General features: G+C 60.5%; 24 protein-coding genes and 2 riboswitches. Of the genes, 12 read left to right on the top strand and 12 right to left on the bottom strand.

Annotation, left to right across the window (positions count from 1 at the left end; genetic code table 11):
- The first annotated feature begins 17 nt into the window (after positions 1–17).
- From smc to F550_RS16440, 6 genes are all read left to right on the top strand, one after another.
- Positions 18–3,479 (top strand): chromosome segregation protein SMC, encoded by a 3,462-nt coding sequence (smc, locus tag F550_RS0100770; protein ID WP_018146611.1) that lies wholly within the window; start codon positions 18–20, stop codon positions 3,477–3,479.
- Between the two features lie 161 nt (positions 3,480–3,640).
- Positions 3,641–4,000, top strand: a complete 360-nt coding sequence (locus F550_RS18280; RefSeq protein ID WP_018146610.1) for an AtpZ/AtpI family protein — start codon at positions 3,641–3,643, stop codon at positions 3,998–4,000.
- Positions 4,000–4,779: a F0F1 ATP synthase subunit A gene (locus F550_RS0100760; RefSeq protein WP_018146609.1), complete on the top strand. Its 780-nt coding sequence runs from the start codon at positions 4,000–4,002 to the stop codon at positions 4,777–4,779. The genes F550_RS18280 and F550_RS0100760 overlap by 1 nt, the downstream gene beginning before the upstream one ends.
- 112 nt (positions 4,780–4,891) lie before the next feature.
- A complete protein-coding gene (locus F550_RS0100755; RefSeq protein WP_018146608.1) occupies positions 4,892–5,128 on the top strand; it encodes a F0F1 ATP synthase subunit C in 237 nt (78 codons plus the stop codon).
- 88 nt (positions 5,129–5,216) lie between these two features.
- A complete protein-coding gene (locus F550_RS0100750) occupies positions 5,217–5,765 on the top strand; it encodes a F0F1 ATP synthase subunit B family protein (protein WP_018146607.1) in 549 nt (182 codons plus the stop codon).
- Between the two features lie 6 nt (positions 5,766–5,771).
- Positions 5,772–6,374, top strand: coding sequence for a F0F1 ATP synthase subunit B family protein (locus F550_RS16440; RefSeq protein ID WP_083910882.1), 603 nt, complete (start codon positions 5,772–5,774; stop codon positions 6,372–6,374).
- Between the two features lie 86 nt (positions 6,375–6,460).
- Here the strand turns inward: F550_RS16440 and F550_RS0100740 are convergent, their stop codons facing one another.
- Positions 6,461–6,808, bottom strand: a complete 348-nt coding sequence (locus tag F550_RS0100740) for a hypothetical protein (RefSeq protein WP_199285748.1) — start codon at positions 6,806–6,808, stop codon at positions 6,461–6,463.
- Between the two features lie 184 nt (positions 6,809–6,992).
- Between F550_RS0100740 and F550_RS16435 the strand changes: the two genes are divergently transcribed.
- Positions 6,993–8,183, top strand: a complete 1,191-nt coding sequence (locus F550_RS16435; RefSeq protein WP_156807773.1) for an acyltransferase family protein — start codon at positions 6,993–6,995, stop codon at positions 8,181–8,183.
- Positions 8,184–8,225: 42 nt separating this feature from the next.
- Here F550_RS16435 and gcvPB read toward each other — a convergent pair whose 3' ends face one another.
- The 7 genes from gcvPB to F550_RS0100700 all read right to left on the bottom strand — a co-directional run bounded on the left by gcvPB (position 8,226) and on the right by F550_RS0100700 (position 15,958).
- Entirely contained in the window at positions 8,226–9,791 is a 1,566-nt protein-coding gene (gene gcvPB, locus F550_RS0100730; RefSeq protein WP_018146603.1) for an aminomethyl-transferring glycine dehydrogenase subunit GcvPB, read from the bottom strand.
- The gene (locus F550_RS0100725) at positions 9,788–10,099 is read right to left on the bottom strand and encodes a hypothetical protein (RefSeq protein WP_018146602.1); all 312 of its coding nucleotides are present in this window, start codon (positions 10,097–10,099) and stop codon (positions 9,788–9,790) included. The genes gcvPB and F550_RS0100725 overlap by 4 nt, the downstream gene beginning before the upstream one ends.
- Positions 10,099–11,442 (bottom strand): aminomethyl-transferring glycine dehydrogenase subunit GcvPA, encoded by a 1,344-nt coding sequence (gcvPA, locus tag F550_RS0100720; protein ID WP_018146601.1) that lies wholly within the window; start codon positions 11,440–11,442, stop codon positions 10,099–10,101. Before gcvPA ends, F550_RS0100725 begins: the two co-directional genes overlap by 1 nt.
- Before the next feature lie 2 nt (positions 11,443–11,444).
- The gene (gene gcvH, locus F550_RS0100715; RefSeq protein WP_018146600.1) at positions 11,445–11,834 is read right to left on the bottom strand and encodes a glycine cleavage system protein GcvH; all 390 of its coding nucleotides are present in this window, start codon (positions 11,832–11,834) and stop codon (positions 11,445–11,447) included.
- Between the two features lie 12 nt (positions 11,835–11,846).
- Positions 11,847–13,001 carry a glycine cleavage system aminomethyltransferase GcvT gene (gene gcvT, locus F550_RS0100710; RefSeq protein ID WP_026180473.1) on the bottom strand — a complete coding sequence of 385 codons (1,155 nt, stop codon included), beginning with the start codon at positions 12,999–13,001 and terminating at the stop codon, positions 11,847–11,849.
- Between the two features lie 62 nt (positions 13,002–13,063).
- A riboswitch (glycine riboswitch) is annotated at positions 13,064–13,169 on the bottom strand.
- A 3-nt stretch (positions 13,170–13,172) separates the two neighbouring features.
- A riboswitch (glycine riboswitch) is annotated at positions 13,173–13,265 on the bottom strand.
- A gap of 87 nt (positions 13,266–13,352) precedes the next feature.
- Positions 13,353–14,552: a vWA domain-containing protein gene (locus F550_RS0100705; protein ID WP_018146598.1), complete on the bottom strand. Its 1,200-nt coding sequence runs from the start codon at positions 14,550–14,552 to the stop codon at positions 13,353–13,355.
- A gap of 95 nt (positions 14,553–14,647) precedes the next feature.
- A complete protein-coding gene (locus tag F550_RS0100700; protein ID WP_018146597.1) occupies positions 14,648–15,958 on the bottom strand; it encodes an acyl-CoA dehydrogenase family protein in 1,311 nt (436 codons plus the stop codon).
- 253 nt (positions 15,959–16,211) lie between these two features.
- Between F550_RS0100700 and F550_RS0100695 the strand changes: the two genes are divergently transcribed.
- Positions 16,212–16,514, top strand: coding sequence for a CC_3452 family protein (locus F550_RS0100695; RefSeq protein ID WP_018146596.1), 303 nt, complete (start codon positions 16,212–16,214; stop codon positions 16,512–16,514).
- Positions 16,515–16,607: 93 nt separating this feature from the next.
- On the opposite strand, the gene F550_RS0100690 is transcribed toward F550_RS0100695, so the two are convergent.
- From F550_RS0100690 to F550_RS0100680, 3 genes are all read right to left on the bottom strand, one after another.
- Positions 16,608–17,003, bottom strand: coding sequence for a VOC family protein (locus F550_RS0100690; RefSeq protein WP_018146595.1), 396 nt, complete (start codon positions 17,001–17,003; stop codon positions 16,608–16,610).
- 85 nt (positions 17,004–17,088) lie between these two features.
- Positions 17,089–17,586 carry a DinB family protein gene (locus F550_RS0100685; RefSeq protein ID WP_018146594.1) on the bottom strand — a complete coding sequence of 166 codons (498 nt, stop codon included), beginning with the start codon at positions 17,584–17,586 and terminating at the stop codon, positions 17,089–17,091.
- A gap of 40 nt (positions 17,587–17,626) precedes the next feature.
- Positions 17,627–17,998, bottom strand: coding sequence for a DUF4112 domain-containing protein (locus F550_RS0100680; RefSeq protein ID WP_018146593.1), 372 nt, complete (start codon positions 17,996–17,998; stop codon positions 17,627–17,629).
- A gap of 169 nt (positions 17,999–18,167) precedes the next feature.
- Between F550_RS0100680 and F550_RS0100670 the strand changes: the two genes are divergently transcribed.
- The 3 genes from F550_RS0100670 (at position 18,168) to F550_RS0100660 (ending at position 20,599) form a co-directional block, all read left to right on the top strand.
- A complete protein-coding gene (locus tag F550_RS0100670) occupies positions 18,168–19,376 on the top strand; it encodes an acetyl-CoA C-acyltransferase (RefSeq protein WP_018146591.1) in 1,209 nt (402 codons plus the stop codon).
- 47 nt (positions 19,377–19,423) lie between these two features.
- Positions 19,424–19,753, top strand: coding sequence for a hypothetical protein (locus tag F550_RS16430; protein WP_018146590.1), 330 nt, complete (start codon positions 19,424–19,426; stop codon positions 19,751–19,753).
- A gap of 111 nt (positions 19,754–19,864) precedes the next feature.
- On the top strand, positions 19,865–20,599 hold the full coding sequence (locus F550_RS0100660) for a TlpA family protein disulfide reductase (RefSeq protein WP_018146589.1): 735 nt from the start codon (positions 19,865–19,867) through the stop codon (positions 20,597–20,599).
- A 29-nt stretch (positions 20,600–20,628) separates the two neighbouring features.
- On the opposite strand, the gene F550_RS0100655 is transcribed toward F550_RS0100660, so the two are convergent.
- A complete protein-coding gene (locus F550_RS0100655) occupies positions 20,629–21,423 on the bottom strand; it encodes a sterol desaturase family protein (RefSeq protein ID WP_018146588.1) in 795 nt (264 codons plus the stop codon).
- A 191-nt stretch (positions 21,424–21,614) separates the two neighbouring features.
- Here F550_RS0100655 and F550_RS0100650 point away from each other — a divergent pair, with 191 nt between their 5' ends.
- A complete protein-coding gene (locus F550_RS0100650) occupies positions 21,615–22,910 on the top strand; it encodes a hypothetical protein (protein WP_018146587.1) in 1,296 nt (431 codons plus the stop codon).
- Positions 22,911–22,913: the final 3 nt, after the last annotated feature.

The raw sequence follows: 22,913 nt of genomic DNA, 5'->3' as shown, positions 1-22,913 counted from the left end.
AAATTGGGGAGCCTGCATTGCACATTTCAGAACTGCGCATTGCAGGCTTCAAATCCTTCGTTGAGCCCCAGGAAGTGCCGATCCATCCCGGCCTGACAGGCATTGTCGGGCCAAATGGATGCGGCAAATCCAACCTTCTCGAAGCCCTGCGCTGGGCAATGGGTGCCAATTCCGCCCGTGCCATGCGGGGCGGTGAGATGGACGACCTCATCTTCTCGGGCTCCCAGTCGCGGCCAGCGCGTGAGCTTGCTGAGGTGACGCTGGTTCTGGACAATTCAGACCGCACCGCGCCGCCCGAATTCAATGGCTCTGATACGCTGGAAGTCATGCGCCGCCTCAAACGGGGCGCGGGCTCGACCTACAAGCTCAATGGGCGCACGGTTCGTGGCAAGGACATCCAGCTTATCTTCGCTGACGCCTCAACCGGCGCGAACTCACCTTCGCTTGTCCGGCAGGGCCAGATCTCAGAGCTGATCGGTTCCAAACCGCAGAACAGACGCCGTATCCTTGAAGAGGCCGCCGGCATTTCCGGGCTGAACTCGCGCCGCCACGAAGCAGAGCTGAAGCTGCGGGCGGCCGAAACCAATCTCGAACGCCTGTCAGAAGTCTCAGCCGAGGTTGAGCGCCAGCTGGAAAGTCTGAAACGGCAGGCCCGCAAGGCGCGCAAATATAAAGAACTGTCGGAGAAAATTTCCGCACTTGAGGCCTTCCTCGCCCACCTTCGCTGGCAGACCGCGACTGAGGCAAAGACGCTTGCAGAGGGCGAGCTGGTGCGATGCCGCGATGCCGTCGAGGCCCTGACGCGCGCGTCTGCAGTGGCAGAGACACGCCGCATCGAAGCTGGCGAAGGCATTCAGCCGCTTCGCAATGCCGAGGCGGAAATTTCGGGCAAGCTGGGTCAGGCCAAGATCGATCTTGCGCGTCTTGAGACAGAACGAAAGTCTGCCGCAGAGCTGCTCGCCCGCCATGAGAGCGAAGCGCGCCGGATCATGTCTGATATCGAGCGTGAGCAGGCCCAGAAGGAAGAGGCAGAAGGCGCACTCGCCGAAGCCCGCGAAAGCCTCGCCGCCCTGCCGACCGAAGACCCTCAGGCAAATGAAGCGCTCGAAGCCGAAGCAAGCGCCAGGCTTGAGCAGGCCAGACGCGATCTTCAAACGGCGCAGGAACTCAGCGATACGCTTGGCGGAAAGCTTGCCGCAATGAAGGCCGAGCGCCAGGCAGCCGAAGCAAATGCCAACTCACAGAGACGCCGCAAGGACACGCTGGAGGCCGAGGCCACCCGCCTTCGCCAGCAGCTCTCTTCCATGCCGGACACGACTGCGCTCGCAGACCGGCTGGCCAGCGCCGAAAAGGCCGAAGAAGCCGCCGAGATCGCGCTTCATGATGCCGAACGCGCGGTCGATGCGGCAGATGAGGCACTGGTCGAGGCCCGCACAAGCGAGGCCGCTGCCCAGCAGCCGCGAAATCAGGCGGACACGGCTGTGCGCACGCTGGACTCTGAAATCGCGGGTTTGAAACGCCTCCTGCAGTCTTCTTCGGCGCCCAAAGCCCCGCCGGTCATCGATCGCATCCGCTCAGATGACGGCTATGAAAAAGCCGTGGCCGCGGCCCTCGGCGATGATCTGCAGGCGTCGACCCGCGCGGACTCGGCGCTCTATTGGGCAGGAAGCTCGATTGAGACTTCGGCCCTGCCTGAAGGGGCCGCGCCGCTGTCGACCTATGTCGAGGCCCCGGTCGAGCTTGCTGTTCGCCTGTCGCAGTGCGGTGTCGTCGCTCCGGAGTTGGGGCCGCGCATGGCCACGCAGCTGAAGCCCGGCCAGCGGCTGGTGTCTGTCGAAGGCCATCTCTGGCGCTGGGACGGGTTCACCCGCACGCCGGATGCGCCTGTGTCTGCCGCAGAGCGCCTTGCCCAGCAGGCGCGTCTCGACGCCGCCGAGGCAGAGATCGGTCCAGCCCGCGCACGGCTTGAAGCGGCCTCCGCCGAGCTCAAGGACGCCAAGGAAACGCGCGAGACGGCCGAAAGCGATCTCAAAGCCGCTCGCCAGCAGGTGTCACCAAAAGCGGCAGAGCTTAACCGGGCGCGGTCAGCAACTGCAGAGGCGCGGCAGGCGGCAGATCGCGCGGATGTAAAACGCGAATCGGCCGCAGAAGCACTCGCCCGCGTCGAATCAGACCTTCGCGGCGTTGAAGAGACGCTGGCTGACGTTTCGATTGGCGGCGATCCTGAAGATCTCGCGGCGTCAGAAAAAGAGCTCGCCGAGGCGCGCGAAGCCTTGGCAAAGGCCCGCACGGACGAAACCGAATATCGCGGCCAGCTGGCCGACATCACGCGCAACCGCGAGCAGGCCATCGCGCGCCGCGAGGGATTTGCGCGCGATGTCGAGCGCTGGGAGCGCCGGTTCGCCGCCAGCGAACAGCGGCTGGAAGATCTTCTGGCCCGTCGCCGTGAGGCAGCCGGTGAGGCCGAATCAGCCCGCGCCCGGCCCGAAGAAATGCAGGGCAATATCGACGCGCTGGCCGGGCGTGTTGAAACGCTCGAAAATGAACGCGCTGTGGCGGCAGATGCGCTGGCCGAGAAGGAAGCCAGTCTTCGTGAAAGCGAGACCGAAGCACGTGACGCGTCCAACGCGGCTGTCGAGGCCCGCGAAGCGCTCGCCGGCGCCAAGGTCCGGATCGAGAATGCCGAATCCCGCCTCAGCGATGCTGTGGAGGCGGCGCGCAACCAGTTCCAGCGTGCGCCAAATGGCCTGATCACGCTCGCCAAGGCTGGCCTCACTGAGGAAGAGCTGGAGACGCTGGACCCGTCCGAAGCTGAGCGTCAGCTCGACTTCCTGCGCCGGGATCGCGACCAGCTGGGCGGCGTCAACATGGAAGCAGAGGCCGAAGCCGAGGAACTGGCTGAACGTCTGGGCACGCAGGCCTCCGAGAAAGACGACCTGATCAAGGCCATCGCTCGCCTGCGCGAAGGCGTGACAGCCCTCAACGATGAGGGCCGCGCGCGGTTGCTGGCGGCGTTCGACCACGTCAACGAGCATTTCAAGGCCCTGTTCACGACGCTTTTCCGCGGCGGTGCGGCAGAGCTTCGCCTGGTGGATGACGATGATCCGCTGTCGGCCGGTCTCGAGATCATGGCGCAACCGCCTGGCAAGCGCCTTGGGACGCTTTCGCTCATGTCCGGCGGCGAACAGGCACTGACGGCAACGGCCCTCATCTTCGCAGTCTTCCTGTCGCGCCCTGCCCCAATCTGCGTCCTCGATGAGGTCGATGCCCCGCTCGATGACGCCAATGTGGACCGCTATTGCCGCCTGCTCGATGAGATGCGCCGTCGAACCGACACGCGGTTTATCGTGATCACCCACAATGCCGTCACGATGAGCCGCATGGACCGGCTTTTCGGCGTGACCATGCGCGAGAAAGGCGTGTCGAAACTGGTCTCTGTCGACCTTGATGCAGCCGAAGAGCTTGTTGCGGCGGAATAGGCGCATGCGTCAAAAGCGCATTTTGCTTTTTTCCTCATATAAACAATATGTTGCGCAGAAATTGGCTGGCTTGACTTGCCCCACCCCGTTCAATAGCTTCCGGCTCGAAAGACATGGGGTGTTTCCCGGGTCTGTTTCGAGCGGCATCTAGGCGATTCTCCATGGCCGGTCCTGAGCGTGATAATCTTTCAGAGCGGATTGCCAAAGCGCAGGCCGACAATGACGCGCGGGATGCCAGGAAACGCAAGCGCGAGGCAGACCAGGAGAATGTGAACTCAGGGGCTGGCATGGCCCTGCGCTACGGCGCGGAGATGGCCGGCTGCATCGTCATTGGACTTCTTATCGGATACTGGTTCGATAAGGTTTTCGAGACAGAGCCCTGGGGACTGCTTGTCTGGCTGGGATTCGGCCTTGCAGCCGGAATCCTTAGTGTTATACGCGCCTATCGCCAGCTAACGGCATATGCGGAACTTCAGGGAACGGACCAGACAAAGGGTTCGGAAAACGGGAACCAGGGCTGATGAACCTATCCTTCCACCAGATGGCTGACCCGATGAGCCAGTTCGAAGTGAAGAAACTCTTCGAGCTGCAGATTGGCGGCATCGATCTTTCTTTCACCAACGCAGCTTTCTACATGCTGCTTGCTGTGTCGCTGATCATCGTCTTCTTCGGCCTTGCAGCGTCGCGCGGCAAGCTCATCCCGTCGCGTTCCCAGTCCATCGCAGAAATCGGCTACGGCTTCGTGGCCAACATGGTGCGCAGCACTGCGGGCGAAGAAGGCCTGAAATTCTTCCCGTTTGTCTTCACGCTCTTCTTCTTCGTGTTCTTCGCGAACATGATCGGCATGGTGCCGTACGCCTTCACGACAACCAGCCACATCGTCGTTACCGGTGCCCTGGCCCTGCTCGTGATCTCCATCGTGATCATCTATGGTCTCTACAAGAACGGCCTGAAATTCTTCAAACTTTTCGCCCCGTCCGGCGCCCCGTTCTTCATCTACCTCATTCTCGTGCCGATCGAGGTCATCTCCTTCATCGCGCGGCCTGTGACACTGGCGCTTCGTCTCTTTGCGAACATGCTTGCCGGTCACATCATGCTGAAGCTGTTCGCCACCTTTGCTGCGCAGCTGTTTGCTGCGGCGCTGGCAGGCACGGCGCTCCTCGGTGTTGTCGGTGTGCTCGCCTTTGCAATGGGTATCGCCATCAACGCGCTAGAACTTCTCGTTGCAGGCCTCCAGGCTTACATCTTCGCGATCCTGACCTGCGTCTATCTCAACGACGCACTTCATCCATCGCACTAGTTTCTCGCCGGTGCGGCCAAAAGAGCCGCGCCTCAACTCTTGACGCGCCCCGCCGAACAGGCTTCACGGGCATCAAACCGAACCAACGCCAATCCCTCAAAGGAGACACGAAATGGAAGGCGATATCGCACTTGGCCTCAAATATGTTGGCGCAGGCCTCGCAACTCTCGGCATGATCGGTGCCGCGCTGGGTGTGGGCAACATCTTTGCCAGCTTCCTTGATGCTGCCATGCGCAACCCATCGGCTGCTCCTCAGCAGACCGGTAACCTCTTCATCGGTATGGCCCTTGCTGAAGCTCTCGGCATCCTGGCCTTCCTGGTGTCCGTCCTGATCCTCTTTGTCGTTTAGGCAAAGTAACCGGACGACTTATTATGGGCTGGCCCCGCGCTTCTTGCGTCGGGCCAGCCTCCACCATCCAGACTGACAAGGTCGCGCCATGAATTTCCTGTCGCTTGCTGCTCCGGCTGCTAACGGCGAAGCCGCCGGCGGCGCCTCGTTCCCACCGTTTGATCCGTGGCATTTTCCGTCACAGCTCTTCTGGCTGGCGATTCTGTTTGGTGCGCTCTACATCGCGCTGTCACGCTTCATCCTGCCCAAGCTCGGTGGCGTGATCGAAAACCGCGAAGATACGATTGCTGACTCGCTCGACGAAGCAGCCCGTCTGAACGAACAATCAAAAGAAGCCAAGCAGCAGCAGGACCTCGCGCTGGCTGAAGGCCGCGCCAAGGCCCGCGACACGGCCGATAAGGCCCGCGAGAAAGTCGAAGCAGAGATCGCGGCGGAAACCGCCAAAATTGATGCCGATGTTGCTGAACGCCTTGCAGAGGCAGAAGCCCGCATCCAGACGATGCGAACCGAAGCCATGTCGAACGTCGAGCAGATTGCCACATCGACGACCCAAGCCATGCTTGCCCGGCTAGGTATTTCCGCCAATGAAGCAGAAGCCCGCGAGGCCGTTGCCCGTAACACGCAGCAAGAAGGATAGACGATCATGAGAATTGAACGTTTTTCAATCATGCTGACCGCTGCGGCTCTTGCCGCACCAGCCGCTCTTGCCGCACCTGCTGAAGATGGCAGCTATGGCCCGACCACAGGCTTCAGCAACCTCGTCTATCCTTTCACGGATGTTGCCACGAACTTTGCTTTTGCCGCCTTTGTCGCCTTCCTCCTGATCGCCATCTCCTTGGGCGCCCTCAAGGCGATTACCTCCGCTCTCGATGGCCGCGCCGATGAGATCAAACGCCAGCTCGACGAGTCGCGCCAGCTTCGCGAAGAAGCTGCGGCTGCCCTCGCCGAGGCCGAACGTCGCCAGAAGGAAGCCGATCAGGCCGCCGAAGACATGATCAAGCAGGCCAAGGCCGACGCCAAGATGATGATCGAACAGGCCCGCAAGGATCTCTCAGAGAAGGTCGCCCGCCGCGAGGCGCAGGCCGAAGCGCGTATCGCGCGCGCCGAGGCCGAAGCCACTAATGATGTGCGCCGCGCTGCTGCCGACGCCGCCACCCGCGCGTCCAAGGATATCGTTTCCAGCTCGGGAAAACGCGGCGATCTCTTCTCCGAAGCGCTCGGCGAAATCGAAAAAGCGCTGAACTAGCTTTCTCGCCGGTCTCGAAGCTTAAATTTACAACGCCTCGCAATCTTTGCGGGGCGTTTTTTGTTCCCGGTCTTCAATGTGAGCGGCTAGTCTCGCGCGCGCTTTTCACGTCGGAAGACGGCGCGCATCAGCCAGTTCGGTGCGAAGCGTTCCAGCCGTGGGTGCCGCGCCATCATCCGCTCCATCCAGCGCCGTCCCCACACTGCGTTTCTGCCAAGCAGGACGACACCGAGGATGGCCATAGGCAATCCGACAGGCAGGATCGGCGTCAGAAACGCAATCGGGATCGCGATGATGATGAGCACCAGACCGAGCGCCGCCAGAGACTGGCGCAGGAGCGTCCGCGCACCAGTCGTCAGATGCCGGAACGGTATTCGGCTTGCTGGCGCCTCTTTCCTCGCATTCTGCTGATGATCTGGGGTGTTTGAGGACATCCAGACCAATATGGCTTTTCTCGCCGGAATGCCTAGGCTGACCTTCCATAAAGCCGCCATCCTCGCTGCAGAGAGCCCCAGATGCAGTCTTTGCAGATGAGCGTTGCCATGCCATGACACGGCTGACCAATATTCCGGGCAAGGACAGTCTGGTCCAGCCCTCGCCAGCAAGGGACGCGGCGCCTTGAAGCTTCACACAATCCAGGCTTTGCGAGCAATCGCCGCCCTTCTGGTTATGGTTTATCATACGCGTGCGATCGAGATGGAAGCGATCCTGCGCAACGGTCTGGATGAAGACCCGTTTCTAAGCGCCTTTGTCATGAACGGCTTTTCCGGCGTCGACTTCTTCTTCGTTATTTCCGGCTTCATCATGGTCTATGTGACGGGCAAGGTGCAGCCGCGCCTTGCGACAGCCGGGGCGTTCCTGTTTGCCCGCGCCGCACGTATCTATCCGCTCTGGTGGCTGTTTGCGGCAGTCATGACTGGCTATTTCTTTATTGCCTATGGTCTGCCCTATGATGCGGACAGGCTGGCGGGCGGCAGTGAGCTCATGCGTGACCATCCCTGGCTCCACCTGCTTTACTCATATGCCCTGCTGCCGCAGCAGGCTGTGCCCGTGCATGGCGTTGGCTGGACCCTCATTCATGAGATGCACTTCTACCTTGGCTTCGCCTTACTCATTCTGCTGCCGCGCCGGTTCCTGCCCCTCGGCCTCCTTGCCTGGGCAGGCATTATCGTTCTGGGCACAGTGGCGGGCGTCGCGAAGCCTGTCGCGGTCGACTACGTCTCGCTTGTCGTTCACCCGCTCTCTCTGGAATTTCTGGGCGGTTGCGCAGCCGCACTCCTGATCATATCCGGCCGGCGCTTCCTTGCCCTGCCGGTACTGGTCATCGGCCTCATCGCCTTTGTGGCCGCGCTCTACTTCCAGCCCTATCCCACAGACTTCACGCTGGGCTGGGGCCGCGTTCTCTTCTTCGGTATTCCCAGCATTCTCATCGTCTACGGCGCCGCTGCGATGGAAGCGGAGGACAGGCTCAGCGTTCCGAACTGGCTGGTCACCCTCGGCGACTGGTCCTACGCGCTCTATCTCGGACATGCGATCGTGCTGAGCGTCCTTCGCCGGATTTTCTCGGAGTTAGCAATCCGGCTAGAGGGCAGCCCGATACAGGAGGTCTTTCTGCTTGGCGCGCCCGGCATCGACGACAATGTCCTCTTCTACGTCCTAGGCGCCGTCGGAAGCATTGCCCTCGCCGGGCTGGTCTTCAGATTTTTCGAAAAGCCAGCCATGCAGATTACCGGGCGTTGGCGCCGGAGCCTTTTCGAGGAGACGAACGCCCAGCTCAAGCCCGCCCCGATAAAAGCCGCGATCTGGTAGGAAAACGGCCGGGACATGGCCCGGCCGGATCAGTTCTTTCGCTTATTCTGCTGCGACCTTGTCAGGCTCACTCCAGCGAAGCTCAGGTTTTCTTGCGGCCTGCGTCTCATCAAGACGGCGCATCGGCGCAAGATAAGGCGCACCTTTCAGGCTCTCGTCTCCCGCCTTTGCTTTCTCAGCGATCGACAGCATCGACTCGCAGAACCGGTCGAGTTCAGCTTTCGATTCGGTTTCCGTTGGTTCGATCAGCATGGCGCCGTGGACGACCAGCGGGAAATACATCGTCATCGGATGGTAACCCTCATCGATCATCGCCTTTGCGATATCGAGCGTCTCGATGCCCTCTGCGGTAAAGGCGTCGGAGAAGAGCGCCTCGTGCATGCAATAGCCGTCAAAGGCTGGCGTCATCACTGTCTTGAGGCGCGCCTGAATGTAGTTGGCATTCAGGACTGCATCCTCGGCGGCCTGCTTCAGGCCATCGGCGCCGTGGCTCAGCATATAGGTCAGCGCACGCGTAAACATGCCCATCTGGCCATGGAAGGCGCAGAGCCGGCCGAACGCTTCCTGACCGTCGCCTGTGCGCTGCTCGACGAGGTGATAAACTCCGTCTTCCTCCACGACGAAAGGCACGGGCGCGAAGTCCGCCAGCGCTTCGGACAGCACGGTCGGGCCAGACCCCGGCCCGCCGCCGCCATGCGGGGTCGAGAAGGTCTTGTGCAGATTGATGTGCATGGCATCGACGCCGAGGTCACCGGGGCGCACCCGTCCGACAATGGCGTTGAAGTTCGCGCCATCACAGTAGAAATAACCACCCGCCTCATGGATGAGGTCGGCGATTTCACGGATATCGGTCTCAAACAGGCCACACGTGTTGGGGTTGGTCAGCATGATGCCGGCAATGTCGTGGCTGTCTTCAAGCTTGGACTTGAAGTCGTCCATATCGACACGGCCACGTGCGTCAGCCTTGATCTCATCGACCTTAAAGCCGCACTGGACCGCAGTTGCCGGATTGGTCCCGTGCGCAGAGGCCGGGACGAGCACACGGGTGCGGGTCTCGATCTCACCGCGCGCCATCAGGGCGCCGCGGATCGCCATCATGCCGCAGAACTCGCCGTGCGCGCCCGCTTTCGGGCTCATCGCGACAGCCGGCATGCCGGTCAGCGTCTTCAGCCAGGTGGCCAGCTGATCGATCAGTTCCAGCGCGCCCTGCACGGTCGCCTGCGGCTGCATCGGGTGGATGTCGGAAAAACCTGGCATGCGCGCGGTTTTTTCGTTTAGCCGCGGATTGTGCTTCATCGTGCATGAGCCGAGCGGGAAGAGGCCCAGATCAATCGCGTAATTCTTCTGCGACAGGCGCACATAATGGCGCACGGCTTCCGGTTCTGAGAGGCCTGGCAGGCCGACGCTCTTTTTGCGCGTGACGCCGCCGAGACGGTTCATGCCACCTTTCGGGGCCGGAAGGTCGACGCCGGTTTTGGTCGTAGACCCTGTCTCGAAGATGAGGCCTTCACGCTGTTGCAGGCCACGCGACCCTGACACCGTCTTGATATCGGACTGCGGGGTCGCGTCTGATGGGGCAGTCGAGCGGCCTTGGGAATTCATGCTCATGGCTGAGCCTCCACGAAATGCTGTGTGTTCGGTCCGAAAGTCTCTTTCAGACGCTTATTGGCGGCGCTGACATGCAGGGCGCCAAGCGCGAGAATCTCGCGGCGCAAATCAGCGTAAAGCTTCTTGAAGTCTTCTGGCTCACGCCAGGTAGACGGGTCGTCATAGATCGCCTGGAACTGGGATCTGCGCCGGCTGACCGCCGTCTTGTCCGCGCCCATCCGCGCGAAGATCTCCTCGAGGAAATCCTCATACTCCCGTATCGCCCGCTTGTGCTCCCAGGCTTCCTGATGTTGAGGGACTTCTGTCATCACAGCACCTTCGCCAGTGCATCGGCATAGGCCTTGATGTCGGCTTCGCTGGTGCACTCGGTCGCTGCGGCAATGATGACATCGTCCAGACCTTTGCCTGGGTATATGCGGGATGCCCGAACGCCGCCGATAATGCCCTGCCCGTCCAGCTTCTCGAGCACGTCTTCAGCATTTCCGGGAATGCGGAATGCGAATTCATTGAAGAAGCGCGGCGTCAGGATCTCGACACCTTCGACGGCCTCCAGCGCCTCGGCCAGCATACAGGCCGCTTCATGGTTGAGCTGGGCCAGATGGTTGAGGCCACGTTCACCAAGCAGGGTCATGTGCGCGGTGAACGCGAGGGTACAAAGACCCGCATTGGTGCAGATGTTCGAGGTCGCCTTGTCGCGGCGGATGTGCTGCTCGCGCGTAGAGAGCGTCAGAACGAAGCCGCGCTGACCGTCGGCATCCACCGTCTCACCACAAAGCCGGCCCGGCATTTGCCGCATCAGCTTTTTCGAGCAGGTAAAGAGGCCCACATAAGGCCCGCCAAAATTGAGCGGATTGCCGATCGACTGGCCTTCGCCGACAGCGATATCCGCACCCATTTCACCGGGAGGCATCGTCATGCCGAGGGCAACCGCTTCGGTGAAGACGGACACCAGGAGCGCCTTTTTCTCATGCGCCGCGTCGGCGACAGGCGTCAGATCCGTTACCGTACCGAAGACGTTTGGGCTCTGGCCAATGACGCAGGCCGTCTCATCATCGACAGCATCGCCAAGCGCGAGTTCGTCATCGACGCCGGACGCAAGCTGGACGATCTCGATACCCTGCGCTTCGCAGACGGTGCGCGTTGCCGCCGCATAATGCGGATGCAGGCCGCCGGACAGCACCACTTTCTCTCGCTTGGTGACGCGGCACGCCATCAGCGCCGCCTCCGCGCAGGCCGTTGACCCGTCGTACATGGAGGCGTTTGCCACCTCCATTGATGTCAGCGACGCGACCTGGCTCTGGAACTCGTAAAGGCTCTGAAGCGTGCCTTGGGCGATTTCCGGCTGGTACGGCGTGTAGGTTGTCAGGAATTCAGAGCGCTGGATGATATGGTCCACGGTGGCTGGAACATGATGCTTGTAAGCGCCGCAACCGACAAAGAACGGACCTTCGGACGCGGTGCGGTTCTTGGCAGCCAGCGCCGCCATATGCCGTTCAACCGCCAACTCCCCTTGGTGATCGGGCAGGCCCTCAATCTTGGCGCCAAGCCGGGCCGCTTCGGGCACGTCTGCGTAAAACGCATCAACGGACGCGGCGCCAATCGTGGCGAGCATGTCCTTGCGGTCTTCTGGTGTCAGGGGGAGGTAACGCATGATTATTGTCCTTTGCAGAACTCGAAATAGGCTTCCTTGTCCATGAGATTGCGGGTCTCGGCGCCATCAGAAAACTTGATGACGCAGAACCAGCCTTCACTCTCTGGATGCTCGTTCACTTTTTCAGGGGCGTCGGCCAGCGCGCCATTGGCATCGATGACTTCGCCAGACAGCGGCGCATAGACGTCAGACGCGGCTTTCACGCTCTCGACGACAGCCATTTCGTCGCCCTTGCTGAAGGTCTTGCCGACCTCGGGGGTCTCGACAAAAACGACATCGCCGAGTTGTTCGGCCGCAAACTTCGTGATGCCGACCGTGGCGAGATCACCATGTACCGTGACCCATTCATGATCCTCGGTATAAAAGGTCGTCTGCTGGGTGAATTGTGTCATCTGGCTAAGTCCTCAACGTTTGTAATTTGATTTGACGAATGGCAGGGCGGCGACCTCTCCGGCGCGGGCCTTGCCCCGCACCATAAGGTCAATTTTCGTACCGGGTTCTGCGAGATCTGCGCGGACATAGCCCATGGCGATGGGCGCATCGACGCTAGGGCCGAAACCGCCTGACGTGACCACGCCGACTTTCAGCCCGTCCGCATGTATTCCCGTACCCTCACGGGCCGGCGCGCGCTCAAGCGGCCGGATACCGACACGCTTTTGAGCTGGACCATTGGTCATCTGGTCGAGGATTTTCGCCGCGCCGGGAAAATCCATGCGTGCCCGCCGTGATTTCTGGATGACCCATTGCAGGTCTGCTTCGACCGGTGTCCGGCTGGCGTCCATGTCATGACCGTAGAGGCAAAGTCCGGCTTCCAGCCGCAGGCTATCGCGCGCCCCGAGACCAATCGGCTTGACCCGATCATCGGCCAGCAGCTTGCGGACATAGCCAAGCCCGGTTTCGCTATTCGGCAGAAGGAGCTCAAACCCGTCCTCGCCGGTATAGCCGCATCGCGATACCATGTAGCGCTCGCCATCCTTCACGACATGCGCGCACCGCATGAAGCTGAGGTCGGCAGCTTCGGGAAAATGCGGGGTGAGCACCGCCTCGGCTTCGGGGCCCTGCAGCGCCACCAGAATGCGATCATCCGCGGTCTGCAGCTGCGCCTCATCGCCGAGCGTCTCGCGGATCAGCGCCCAGTCTTCCTGCTTCACCGCGCCGTTGACCACGATGTAGAGCATGCCCTGCAGGTTCTCGTCCGGCATCCGTGTGATGATTAGATCGTCCAGGATGCCGCCTTCATCATTGAGCAGCACCGTCAGACGCCCCTGCCCCGGCTTCAGCGTCGAGATCGCGCTTGGCACCAGCCGCTCGATCAGCGCGGAGATCTTCTCATGCGCGCCAGGCTCGCCGAGCCCCTCTTTCAGAAAGAGGAAGCATGGGCCCATATGAGAGACATCAAACAGACCAGCATGTTCGCGGGTCCAGAGATGTTCAGGCTTCACGCCTTCGAACTGGACTGGCATTTCATAGCCAGCGAACGGGACCAGCTTGCCGCCAGCCTCTTCGTGAAGGCTGTGCAGTGGGGTCTTGCGAAGCGAGTTGTTTGCTTGATCAGCCATGGCGCCCTTTGACATTTGAAACGGCCTCTCCACCCGGACGATCCAGGTCGAGTTGCCGCCCCCGCTGTCTTGGCGCCTGAGAGATTCCGCCAAAGCCCTGGGATGGGCCGGCTTGCTCCTTCGGCGAGGCTTCTGACCGAACCAGTGTCGGTCTACCTCTTTCCAGCGTTTAGATCTCTCCCGGTCCTTTTGCCTGAGCGTTTCCGGGGCGGTTGCGCCTTCGGCGGCAGGTCTACAAGGCCTGCTCTCTCCCGGGAGGGAGTTAACTTCCCCCACACCTATTTCGGATCAGCAGCTTCGGCAAGCGCCCACAGCGGTCTGATTTTTAGAATCCTGCGCTATGGCTAGCTTCTACTCAGTTAGTGACAGATTGCTGAGCTGGCTTGCGATCGCCCGGTAGGCTGCGCGCAGCTCCTCGCCGTTTCCGGCCTCAAAATAGCGATCGGAGGAGCCTGCGCAGTCTTCGAGGGTTCGCTTGGCCGACCACGGTGCATCAAACGCGACCGCATAGACAATCACACCCTCATCGCGCATTCGGCGGCAAAGCTTCTTTGCCTGCTGGGCGCTATTACCCTGGCCGCGGGCATAGGCTGTATTGAACTCGCCATCCGTCATCAGGATGACAGCTTTCTTGGAATTTGGCGCATCATAGGCGAGCGGCGCAGACGCAGCCGGCCAGATAGACGACCACTCCGGTGAAATCAGATACCAGGCCCAGGCCACACCGATATGACCTGCGGTGAGGCCGTCAGCGACCAAGCCGTCGATCGCGGCCTTTAGACGGGCTGGCTCGCTTGTGAGCGGTTCGACAGACGACGCAGGACAGCGGGTTGCTTCTTGCCCGAGCCACCGGCGGTTGCCCGGTGCTTCGTCGCGCCAGGCCCAGACGCCAGCACGTTCCGAGACACAACTTCCAGAGCGGCGGCGATCGTCGGGATCGGTCACCGCGTTCAGATAGCTGCCTGCATTGACCGACGTCGAATAGGAATTGAAGGCGACGCGCACCCGGTCACCTGTCCGCTCATTCACCAGAATATCGATGGCTTCGCCCGCCGCATCCTTCAGCGCATTAATCTTGTCGCCTGACATCGAACCAGACACATCCAGCATCATGGCGACATCCAGCCTTGTGATCGCCGCGCGCGCCGTCGACGCTTCATTTATGGATAGCTCATTGACCTGAACGAGGTTGGCCACCGTTGTCGGGACGCTGCAGCCCGTATCGGCGCGGACACGGCCCGACAGCCGGTCGATGTCGACGCGTAGCTCATCGCAGACAAGGTCTGCTGACGCCCCTGCCATATTCGCGGCAAAAGCAGCCTCGGCCAGTGCCGTCACTTCAGCATCAGTCAAAGAAGAATCTTCCAGCGCCTTCGCCCCGGCGAGGGCTGCGCTATCGAGAGAGGCCTGAAGCCTGTTGTCGGCGTTGGAGCCGCGCTGGAGGTCCAGCGTCAGCCCGGCAACCGCCACAAGGGCGACAGCGACCAGCGAAAAAATGACGGCCGAGGCACCAGATGTGTCGCTGCCAAAATTCCTGATTGCTGTCTTCATCGCCCTGCTCCCTCATCAGCGAAAAAAGCCTCACGGCCTCTTCGCTAATGAAGTGCAATGCATGTGCCAGTTTCCCTTAACTGGCGAGTAACCCTCTACCGAACCGCAAAGTCGAATGGCTCATTACGGTTCTTGCCCTTGTTCGGGCCCATGAAGCCAAACAGATGTCCGGCAACCTTGCGCATCTGGATCTCTTCGGAGCCTTCCGTGATCCGGTAGCGACGGTGGTGGCGATAGATGTGCTCGAACGGCTTGTGACGCGAATAGCCCATGCCGCCATGTACCTGCATCGCCCGGTCAGCTGCGTCGCAGCAGAGCCTGTTGGCGTAATAGTTACACATCGACACCTTGTCGGAGAGATAGATGGCAACATCCGGCTTCGACATATGGTCCATCTCCCAGGCCGTCTTGAAGATCAGGAGGCGCAGCATCTCGGCTTGCGTCGACAGCTCGACCAGCGGGAACTGGATCGCCTGATTGTGCGACAATGCCTTGCCGAAGGGACGACGCTCATTGGCGTAGTTGATCGCTTCGGTAATGCAGTACATCGCCGCGCCGCAGGAACTGGCCGCCTGGCGGATCCGGTTCTCGTGAACAAAGTGCTGGGCGAGCGCAAGGCCACCCTCAGGCGGGCCGAAGAGCGCACTTTCCGGCACCCACACATTATTGATCGTCAGACGCGGATGGTCCGTGGGCATATTGAATGTCCACATATACTCTTCGATCGTGATGCCCGGATCATCTGCCGGGACCAGAAGGCAAGAAATGCCGCGCGCGTCACCATCCTCGCCGGATGTCCGGCAGAAGCACATCATGTGGCTGGCATGGTGCATGCCGGTGATCCACATCTTCTCGCCATTGATCAGCCAGCCATCGACGCCGTCGCGTGTCTCTTTGACGGCGCGCGTTTCCATATGCGTGGCATCAGAGCCGTGATGCGGCTCTGTGAGGCCGAAGGTGGCGCGGAACTTCCCGTCGAGCGCATCCTGGATCAGGTGCTTCTGCTCAGGGCGCGCAAAGTCACGCAGCATCAGAATCTGCGGCATGTTCCCGACGATGGAGTGTTCATTCTGAAGGTCGTTGTGAAGGCCAAGACCCTTGCGGGCGAGGTGCTCACGGATGATCGCCATGCCGAGATTGGTGCCGTCCTGCCCGCCGAACTCCTTGGGCAGTGCATAGCGAAGATGGCCCGCCTCATCGGCGATCTGGCGCGCCTGTCGCAGCAGGTCTTCCCATTCCTTGCGCGGCAGTCCGTCATTGTCGAAATCTGTCCGTGCCCATTCGCGCCGGTGGTCGAAGAAACGGATATTGTCGTCCTTCTGCTCGAGCGGCTTGATCTTGTCCTCAATGAACTTGTCGAGCACGACGAGGTAGTCTGCGATCTCTTCTGGAATATTGAAGTCCATATTGGCTCTCCCTGGCGCTTATCTGCTTTTGTCTTGTTTGCAGGAGAGGATACCGGCGCCGACAGCCGCATCAATGCGGGCCGTTGCGTCAAGCGATCAGAGATTTTGACGCGGTGCACATCGGGCAGAAGATACGGGACAACGAAATTCACGAAAATGTCACTGCTGAATGATTGACATTTTGTTCAGCGGTCATTAATAAGTCTCATCACACAATAAAAGACAGCCCCTGACCCCGAAAGGTTTCCTCCCAATGATCCGCTCTATCGCTGTTACTGCTGGTTTTGCCGCCATCGCCATGCCAGCCATCGCCGGCACCGCCTTCACCGCAAAGCTCGTCACGCCTGCCGACGCCCAGGACAGCGTCGTCGCTGCCAAGGCCATTTGGAGCTGCGATGCCGACACTTGTGTCGCTGAACTCAACCGTCGCACCGCCACGGTGCGCACGTGCAAGCAAGTCGCCTCTGAAGTGGGCGTCCTCGCATCGTTTGAATCGACCAATGGTGCCCTCTCCGAGGAAGACCTGGCCGAATGCAATACGGCTGCGAAAGACTAGTTAAGCTTCATCTCACTTCTCTGAATAAACTTGCCGTCCTTCAGTCGAAGGACGGCTTTTTTTGTCGATAATGAGCGAACGTCGATTTCGTGATCAGGTGCTGGCTGCCGGCTCCTTGGGCTGCCACAGCTCGACCTTCCGTCCATCGGGATCCATCAGCCACGCAAACCGGCCATAATCATGATCCTCCAGCGGCTGGACCTGCTCGGCACCTGCCGCTTCTGCGATCTTCAGGATGCCATCGAGATCATCGACCATCAGGTTGAACATGACGTCGTGTTCGGATGGCTTGAAATAATCGCTGCCAGCCTTGAACGGCGCGAAAATCGTCATCGCCCCTTTTGGAAAAACCTTCGCCGCCTCACCGTGACTGAACGAGATGCCATACTCCGACGCCTCGATCCCCAGGACGCGCGTATACCAGTCCTTGGTCGCGTCGACATTCTCGCAAAGAAAGAATATCCCGCCGACCCCGATCACTTTCGCCATGTTCGCCCCCTCGATAACCAGCGGCCATTCTGCCGGAAAAAGCCACCCTGCGCCAGTCAGCGCGGAAGGCCCCCTCCGGGAGCGCCTAGCCCATCAAGAAGAGATCGGTGTCGTCCGGCCTCGCGCCCGCTGCCGTCAGCATGGCATGGACCTGTCCGCGATGATGGGTCTGATGATTGAAGATATGGGTGACGAGCAGCCAGACCGGCTTTGACATGTCGCGGCCGGCCGCGCCGGAGTACCAGCTGAGATCGCTTGCGAGCGCAGCGGCATCGAAACCAGTGGCCCACTCTTCAATGACGTTATCCATCTCCAGCCGGTCGGCCTTGAGCCCGGCCCATTCGGGCCAGAGGGTCAGCGTCTCATCGCCTTTGCAGCCCGGCTTTTCACAAGCGTCGAAGCGCGAAAGCCATATACGGTCGGCCCAGAGGATATGCGAGAGCGTCTCATGAATGGAGCCGAAGAACGCGCCCCGGTCTGCAAGCCGCGCCGCATCATCCAGCGTGTCCGCCGCCGCATAAAGGCTTTCATTCTGCCAGCGATTGTACCGCGCCATAAGGGCCGCATGGTCTGGTGAAATCATGTCTGTGCCTCCGCAGGTTGCCCACCGCGAAGTCTATCGCCTAAGCACGCCCACGGCCAACAGGCTTTAGGGTGGCCTCATGCTTGTCGAGATGCTGCTGCAACATTCTGGCATTCTTGGCATTTGCCTTGTGGGCGAAGTCAAAGAGGTCGCCCACAAGCGGGATCGCGCCCAGTATCGTGTCGACCAGAAGATTCCAGATCATCTTGAAGATCATACCGCCGGAGGCACCTTCCTGGCGCGCGCGGTGTACGATGTAGAGGCCAAGCCCACCCGAAATCGTGTCGCCAACCCCGGGGATAAGCCCGATAATGCCATCAAGCCCGAACCGGAAGTTCGTTCCCGGCAGTTTGAACTGGGTATCCAGCAGGCGGGCAAGTCTGTCGATGTCGGCGCGATTTCCTGTCGGCATAGATGAATATTCCTTTCATTTGAGCAACGGACGCTTCCCCGTTCTGTTCCCGGCCGAGAAGGCAGGCGCGGCCTCTTCCAGCAAATCGCTAATTTGTGCTGGCTTCATGGCAGAGGCCCCGTTAGGTTGCAGCGCAACAAACGAGAACCTGTCTGGAGGAGACATTATCATGAGAGAAGCAGTCATCGTTTCAACCGCTCGCACGCCGCTTACCAAAGCTGGCCGCGGCGCGCTTAACGACACACACGGCATTACAATGGCCGGCCACGCGATCAAGGGCGCCATCGAGCGCGCTGGTATCGACGCTGCCGAGGTCGAGGATGTATTCCTCGGCGCGGCCCAGCCTGAAGGTGCCACCGGTCACAATGTTGCGCGCAACGCCGCCCTCTGGGCCGGTTGCCCATCGTCCACATCGGGCGCGACCATCAACCGTTTCTGCTCGTCGGGCCTGCAGGCCATTGCGAACGCAGCCCACACCGTCACCAATGAAGGTGCACCGGTGGCGATCGGCGGCGGTGTTGAGTCCCTCTCGCTGGTCTCGCGTTCCGGTCACATGAACACGCATCGCTACACCGAAGAGCAGCTGATGAAAAAGTGGCCTGCGATCTGGATGACGATGATCGAGACGGCCGAAATCGTTGCCGACCGCTACGATGTCAGCCGCGAGGCCCAGGACATGTATGCCGCGGAAAGCCAGAAGCGGACCGCCAATTTCCAGCAACAAGGCTGGATGGCTGAAGAAATCGTGCCGCTCAACACGCGCATGAAACTGGTCAACCGCGAAACCGGTGAAGAAACCTATCAGGACGTCGTCGCCGACCGCGACGACTGTAACCGCCCCGGCACCACGTTTGAGTCGCTTCAAGGCCTGAAGCCGGTCTTCTCCGGCGGCCAGGTCGTCAAGGAAGGCAAATACGTCACCGCTGGCAACGCCTCGCAGCTTTCAGATGGCGCCGCAGCTGTTGTCGTCATGGAAGCGGCTGAAGCCAAGAAGCGCAACATTGAGCCGCTCGGCCGTTTCGTTGGTTTCAACGTCGCTGGCTGTGATCCGGACGAGATGGGCATTGGCCCGGTCTTCGCTGTGCCACGTCTGCTTGAGCGTCACGGCCTGAAAGTCGACGATATCGACCTCTGGGAGCTTAACGAAGCTTTCGCCTCGCAGTGTCTCTACAGCCGCGACCGTCTCGGCATCGACCCTGAGAAGTACAACGTCAATGGCGGCTCGATCTCCATCGGCCACCCATTCGGCATGACCGGTGCGCGTTGCACAGGCTCAATCCTGCTCGAAGGCAAGCGTCGTGGTGCAAAATGGGGCGTTGTCACAATGTGCGTCGGTGGCGGCATGGGCGCGGCTGGCCTTTTTGAAATCTACAGCTAGAGTACAAACAGGGTCGAGTATTAAATTTTGAAACCTCGGAGTACTGAATGAAGACATTTGCAATGTTCGCTGGCCTGCTGACGCTTGCCGCTATTCCCGCCGCTTGCACCACAGCCGCTAATAGCGACTATGCTGGTTCAGCTGCCTCAGGGCAGACCGTAGCAATCACACCTGCAATCAAGGCAGAAATTCGTCGCCAGGGTCACGACCCTGACGAGGAAATCTGTCGCCGTGAAGAGCAAATGGGCTCCACGATCCCAAAGAATGTCTGCGCAACGCGGGCAGCCTGGGCCGCTAAAACGCAAGCGAGCCAGGATGGAGCGCGCAGCATTCAGCAGCGTGGCCTTCAGACGCGGGATCCACTTGCCGGTGGTTGATCGCTCGTTTGGTCTTTAAGATATCTGATAAAGCCCCGGTCCAAGCGCCGGGGCTTTTCTTATTGGGCTTCTCTCCCTAGCTTCGGTTCATTTCAGCCACCGGAGTCCTTCATGGTCCGCACCCTTCTATCTGTTTCGATCATCGCCTTGCTCACCGCCTGCGGAGAGCCGTCCAGCACAGACCGCAATGATATGGCTGCACCTGCGCCCCCCACCGATGAGACCGTGGCAGGTGAGACGGACGCCCACGATCAGACAGCTGGCGCCGACAGCGCCACAGGTTTCATAACGCCGGGTGCCTCCGTTCCCGAAAGTGCCGAGCGCGGCGATGATGGGGTTCCGCGCGATGATTATGGCCGCCCCTATGACTATCGATTCCTTGGCCGCGAATTGCCGGCCTTCAGCGGCACGATGATTTCCGGGCCACTATTTTCCACGCAGGAACTTGAGAACCAGTGGACCCTGATCGATGTGTGGGGCCTCTGGTGCGGCGACTGTATGGCTGATGCGCCCTATGTCGAAGAACTCTGGAATGAAGTGTCTGGAAGCGATGAGCTTGCTTTTCTTACCATCCATACCCCACCGAACGCACAACGCGCTGACGAAGCCTTCGGCCGCTTCGGCTCAGTCGAGGCTTATTTTGAGGAGAAGGGGTACTCCTATCCGACACTCGTCGATGAGGATGCGTCTATCCGCGACACGCTGGGGATCGCATGGACGCCGACCTACATTCTGGTTGCGCCAGACCTCACCGTGCAAGGCTTCCGATCTGAGCTTGCAGCCGCCGGTTCAGACGATCCGGTCGCCGATCTGCTGGCCGATATAGAAGAGGTAAAGGCATCCTAGAAGCCAGGCGCGCCACGCCCGGTCGAGGATTAAGACGGCGGTGTCTTGAGCGGCTGGACCAGAAGCTCTGCCGGCGTCTGGTCGCCGCTCGAGCGCCAGTCGTGCTGACCGATAAGCATGTCCCGATGTCCGGCATCGGGCTGGTCTTTATAGACGCGGAACATTCTGTCCCAGACCGACAGGCAAAAGCCGAAATTCCGGTTGGCCTCGCGCCGCTCGACCGAATGGTGCACGCGGTGCATGTCAGGTGTCACAACAAGCCATCTCAGGACGCGGTCGACCGCTGGCGAAATATGCCAGTTCGCATGATTAAACTGGGCAAACGCGTTCAAAGCGACCTCGAAGAAAAAGGCAGCCCAGGCCGGAATACCGAACAGGAAGACCACCGCGCCTTTCCACACCAGAGAGACGAGGATTTCTGCCGGATGAAACCGGAGCGCTGTCATGACGTCGATATGCGGGTCTGAGTGATGCACCCGGTGCATGCGCCAGAGAATGGGCACGCGGTGCATGAGCACATGCTGGCCCCAGACCGACAGGTCCAGCAACACGAAAGCAGCAAGACCGACCAGCCAGACTGGCGCAGAGATCAAATTGAAAAGCCCAAAGCCAATCTGGTCCGCAAACAGCGCGATACCGGCAAGACCTGCAGGCAGAACCAGCCGCCCAAGAGCGGCTCCCGCGACAAAGATCGCCGTCGCGCCGGGCCAGCGTTCAACGCGCGGCAAGGCAGCGTCCCGGCGCGGCGCCAGGACTTCAAGCGCTGCCAGTGCGGCGAACACGCCTGCAAACACGCCGATCCGGATAAAAACGTCATGGTTCAATTGCTGGAACGACCTTTCCTGTTCTGGCTCTCATGTGGGTTCTTGCGGCAAATATTGAAGCGGCAATGGCCTCCCCCGCGTGCCGCGCCGCACTATTTCACAGCGTCCACCCCTCCTATGCCTTTGAAGCCTGTCCTATCGGGGCTAGTGTAGAAGGCTACACGGCCACTGCCTGACGGATCGGTTTCCCCATGCTTCACCCTTCGACACAGAAACTCATCGACAGGCTGGCCGAGATGACCGCCCTGAAACAGATCGACTGGGCCGAGGCCGACGATGGCGGTGTTGTCTATTCGACCGAAGGCTATTCGGTTCGCCTGTTCGACAGTCCGCCGCACGTCACACTCGCCACCGAGAAGGGCAAAACCCTCGAAGAGGCGACCGCGGACATCCTGAAAGAAACGCCCCATGATAGCCGCGGCAGTTATAGCGATCTCATCATTGCCGTCGTGAAAGAAGCTGCGCGGATCGCCAAAGGTACCGAGGCGGCCATCGATGCCCTGCTGGCAGGCCTTAGCGGTCAGGCGCCGAACACGACGCGAAACAAGCCTGCGGCTGATAGCGACCCAGAAGAGGCGGACGCCGACAAGGCGACCGAGGAAGATGCGGGTGAGGATGTCACCAGCCCCCCTCCGGTAGACGCAAGCGTTCCCGAGACCGCCCTGATCGATGAGGACCTCTCAGATGAGACCGATCTTGATGAGGACGATGTTGGCGGCGCGGTGGCGCGGCTGGCTGAAGAGGTGAACGGAAAGGGGAGCGGCAGCGAGACTGGCAGGTTTTCGAGAGCAAAACCTGAAGCGCCTGCCGCTGAGGAGGCCTCTGTTTCACACGAGGGCGGAAAAGCCGACACTGTTGACCATTTGGACGTCAACGAGGGCGTAGAAAGTCCGGACGTATGGGACAAAGCCGGGCCAGACACTAAAGCGCCGCTCGCCGGTGACACATCGAGCGGTAAGACGGCGGCCTATATCCCGTTCGGGCTCGGCGGAGCGCAGGTCGCAGGCAGCGAGGCCTCCGAGGACAGTATTGCCGATGACGATATCGATTCAGAGCTTGGCGCCGCCTCAACCGGTATGCGCCTGCCACCCACCAAACGCGCTGACACGTCCTATGACTATGATGAAGAGAATGAACCGGGCGGCGCGCCGATCAGCTATCCGTTGAACCTCAGCGGGTTTCGCGCGCGCATCGAGGAAGAATTGAGCGTTCGGCAGACAGAGACCGCCGCTTCTGAAGACGATTTAGCGGCCGACGATGGCGAAACGGGCGAGGATGAAGGCGAACGGCCAGATCCGGTTTCGCCTGCCGATCTCGACGCGGTCTCCCCGCCCGCTGAAGACGAAAAATCGCCTATCAGCCCGGACACCGAACTCTTCGATGACGGTGAGGCGCCAGAGCCTCAGCCGAAGCCGTCCAGACGCGACAAGGATAAAAAGCCGGCAAAATCGGTTCGCCGCAAGTCACGCTTCAATCCGTGGAGCTAGGGC

It is taken from the genome of Henriciella marina DSM 19595 (assembly GCF_000376805.1).
Classification (GTDB): Bacteria; Pseudomonadota; Alphaproteobacteria; order Caulobacterales; family Hyphomonadaceae; genus Henriciella; species Henriciella marina.
This window is presented reverse-complemented; position numbering and strand designations above follow the sequence as displayed.

Coding starts and splice junctions, on each gene's coding strand:
- F550_RS0100750 (WP_018146607.1), top strand. CDS start 5,217: ATGAATTTCCTGTCGCTTGCTGCTCCGGCTGCTAACGGCGAAGCCGCC.
- F550_RS0100695 (WP_018146596.1), top strand. CDS start 16,212: ATGATCCGCTCTATCGCTGTTACTGCTGGTTTTGCCGCCATCGCCATG.
- F550_RS0100760 (WP_018146609.1), top strand. CDS start 4,000: ATGAACCTATCCTTCCACCAGATGGCTGACCCGATGAGCCAGTTCGAA.
- F550_RS0100725 (WP_018146602.1), bottom strand. CDS start 10,099: ATGACAGAAGTCCCTCAACATCAGGAAGCCTGGGAGCACAAGCGGGCG.
- F550_RS0100670 (WP_018146591.1), top strand. CDS start 18,168: ATGAGAGAAGCAGTCATCGTTTCAACCGCTCGCACGCCGCTTACCAAA.
- gcvH (WP_018146600.1), bottom strand. CDS start 11,834: ATGACACAATTCACCCAGCAGACGACCTTTTATACCGAGGATCATGAA.
- gcvT (WP_026180473.1), bottom strand. CDS start 13,001: ATGGCTGATCAAGCAAACAACTCGCTTCGCAAGACCCCACTGCACAGC.
- F550_RS0100660 (WP_018146589.1), top strand. CDS start 19,865: ATGGTCCGCACCCTTCTATCTGTTTCGATCATCGCCTTGCTCACCGCC.
- gcvPB (WP_018146603.1), bottom strand. CDS start 9,791: ATGAGCATGAATTCCCAAGGCCGCTCGACTGCCCCATCAGACGCGACC.
- F550_RS18280 (WP_018146610.1), top strand. CDS start 3,641: ATGGCCGGTCCTGAGCGTGATAATCTTTCAGAGCGGATTGCCAAAGCG.
- F550_RS0100680 (WP_018146593.1), bottom strand. CDS start 17,998: ATGCCGACAGGAAATCGCGCCGACATCGACAGACTTGCCCGCCTGCTG.
- F550_RS0100705 (WP_018146598.1), bottom strand. CDS start 14,552: ATGAAGACAGCAATCAGGAATTTTGGCAGCGACACATCTGGTGCCTCG.
- F550_RS0100650 (WP_018146587.1), top strand. CDS start 21,615: ATGCTTCACCCTTCGACACAGAAACTCATCGACAGGCTGGCCGAGATG.
- F550_RS0100755 (WP_018146608.1), top strand. CDS start 4,892: ATGGAAGGCGATATCGCACTTGGCCTCAAATATGTTGGCGCAGGCCTC.
- F550_RS16440 (WP_083910882.1), top strand. CDS start 5,772: ATGAGAATTGAACGTTTTTCAATCATGCTGACCGCTGCGGCTCTTGCC.
- F550_RS0100685 (WP_018146594.1), bottom strand. CDS start 17,586: ATGATTTCACCAGACCATGCGGCCCTTATGGCGCGGTACAATCGCTGG.
- F550_RS0100690 (WP_018146595.1), bottom strand. CDS start 17,003: ATGGCGAAAGTGATCGGGGTCGGCGGGATATTCTTTCTTTGCGAGAAT.
- F550_RS0100700 (WP_018146597.1), bottom strand. CDS start 15,958: ATGGACTTCAATATTCCAGAAGAGATCGCAGACTACCTCGTCGTGCTC.
- F550_RS16430 (WP_018146590.1), top strand. CDS start 19,424: ATGAAGACATTTGCAATGTTCGCTGGCCTGCTGACGCTTGCCGCTATT.
- gcvPA (WP_018146601.1), bottom strand. CDS start 11,442: ATGCGTTACCTCCCCCTGACACCAGAAGACCGCAAGGACATGCTCGCC.
- F550_RS0100740 (WP_199285748.1), bottom strand. CDS start 6,808: ATGTCCTCAAACACCCCAGATCATCAGCAGAATGCGAGGAAAGAGGCG.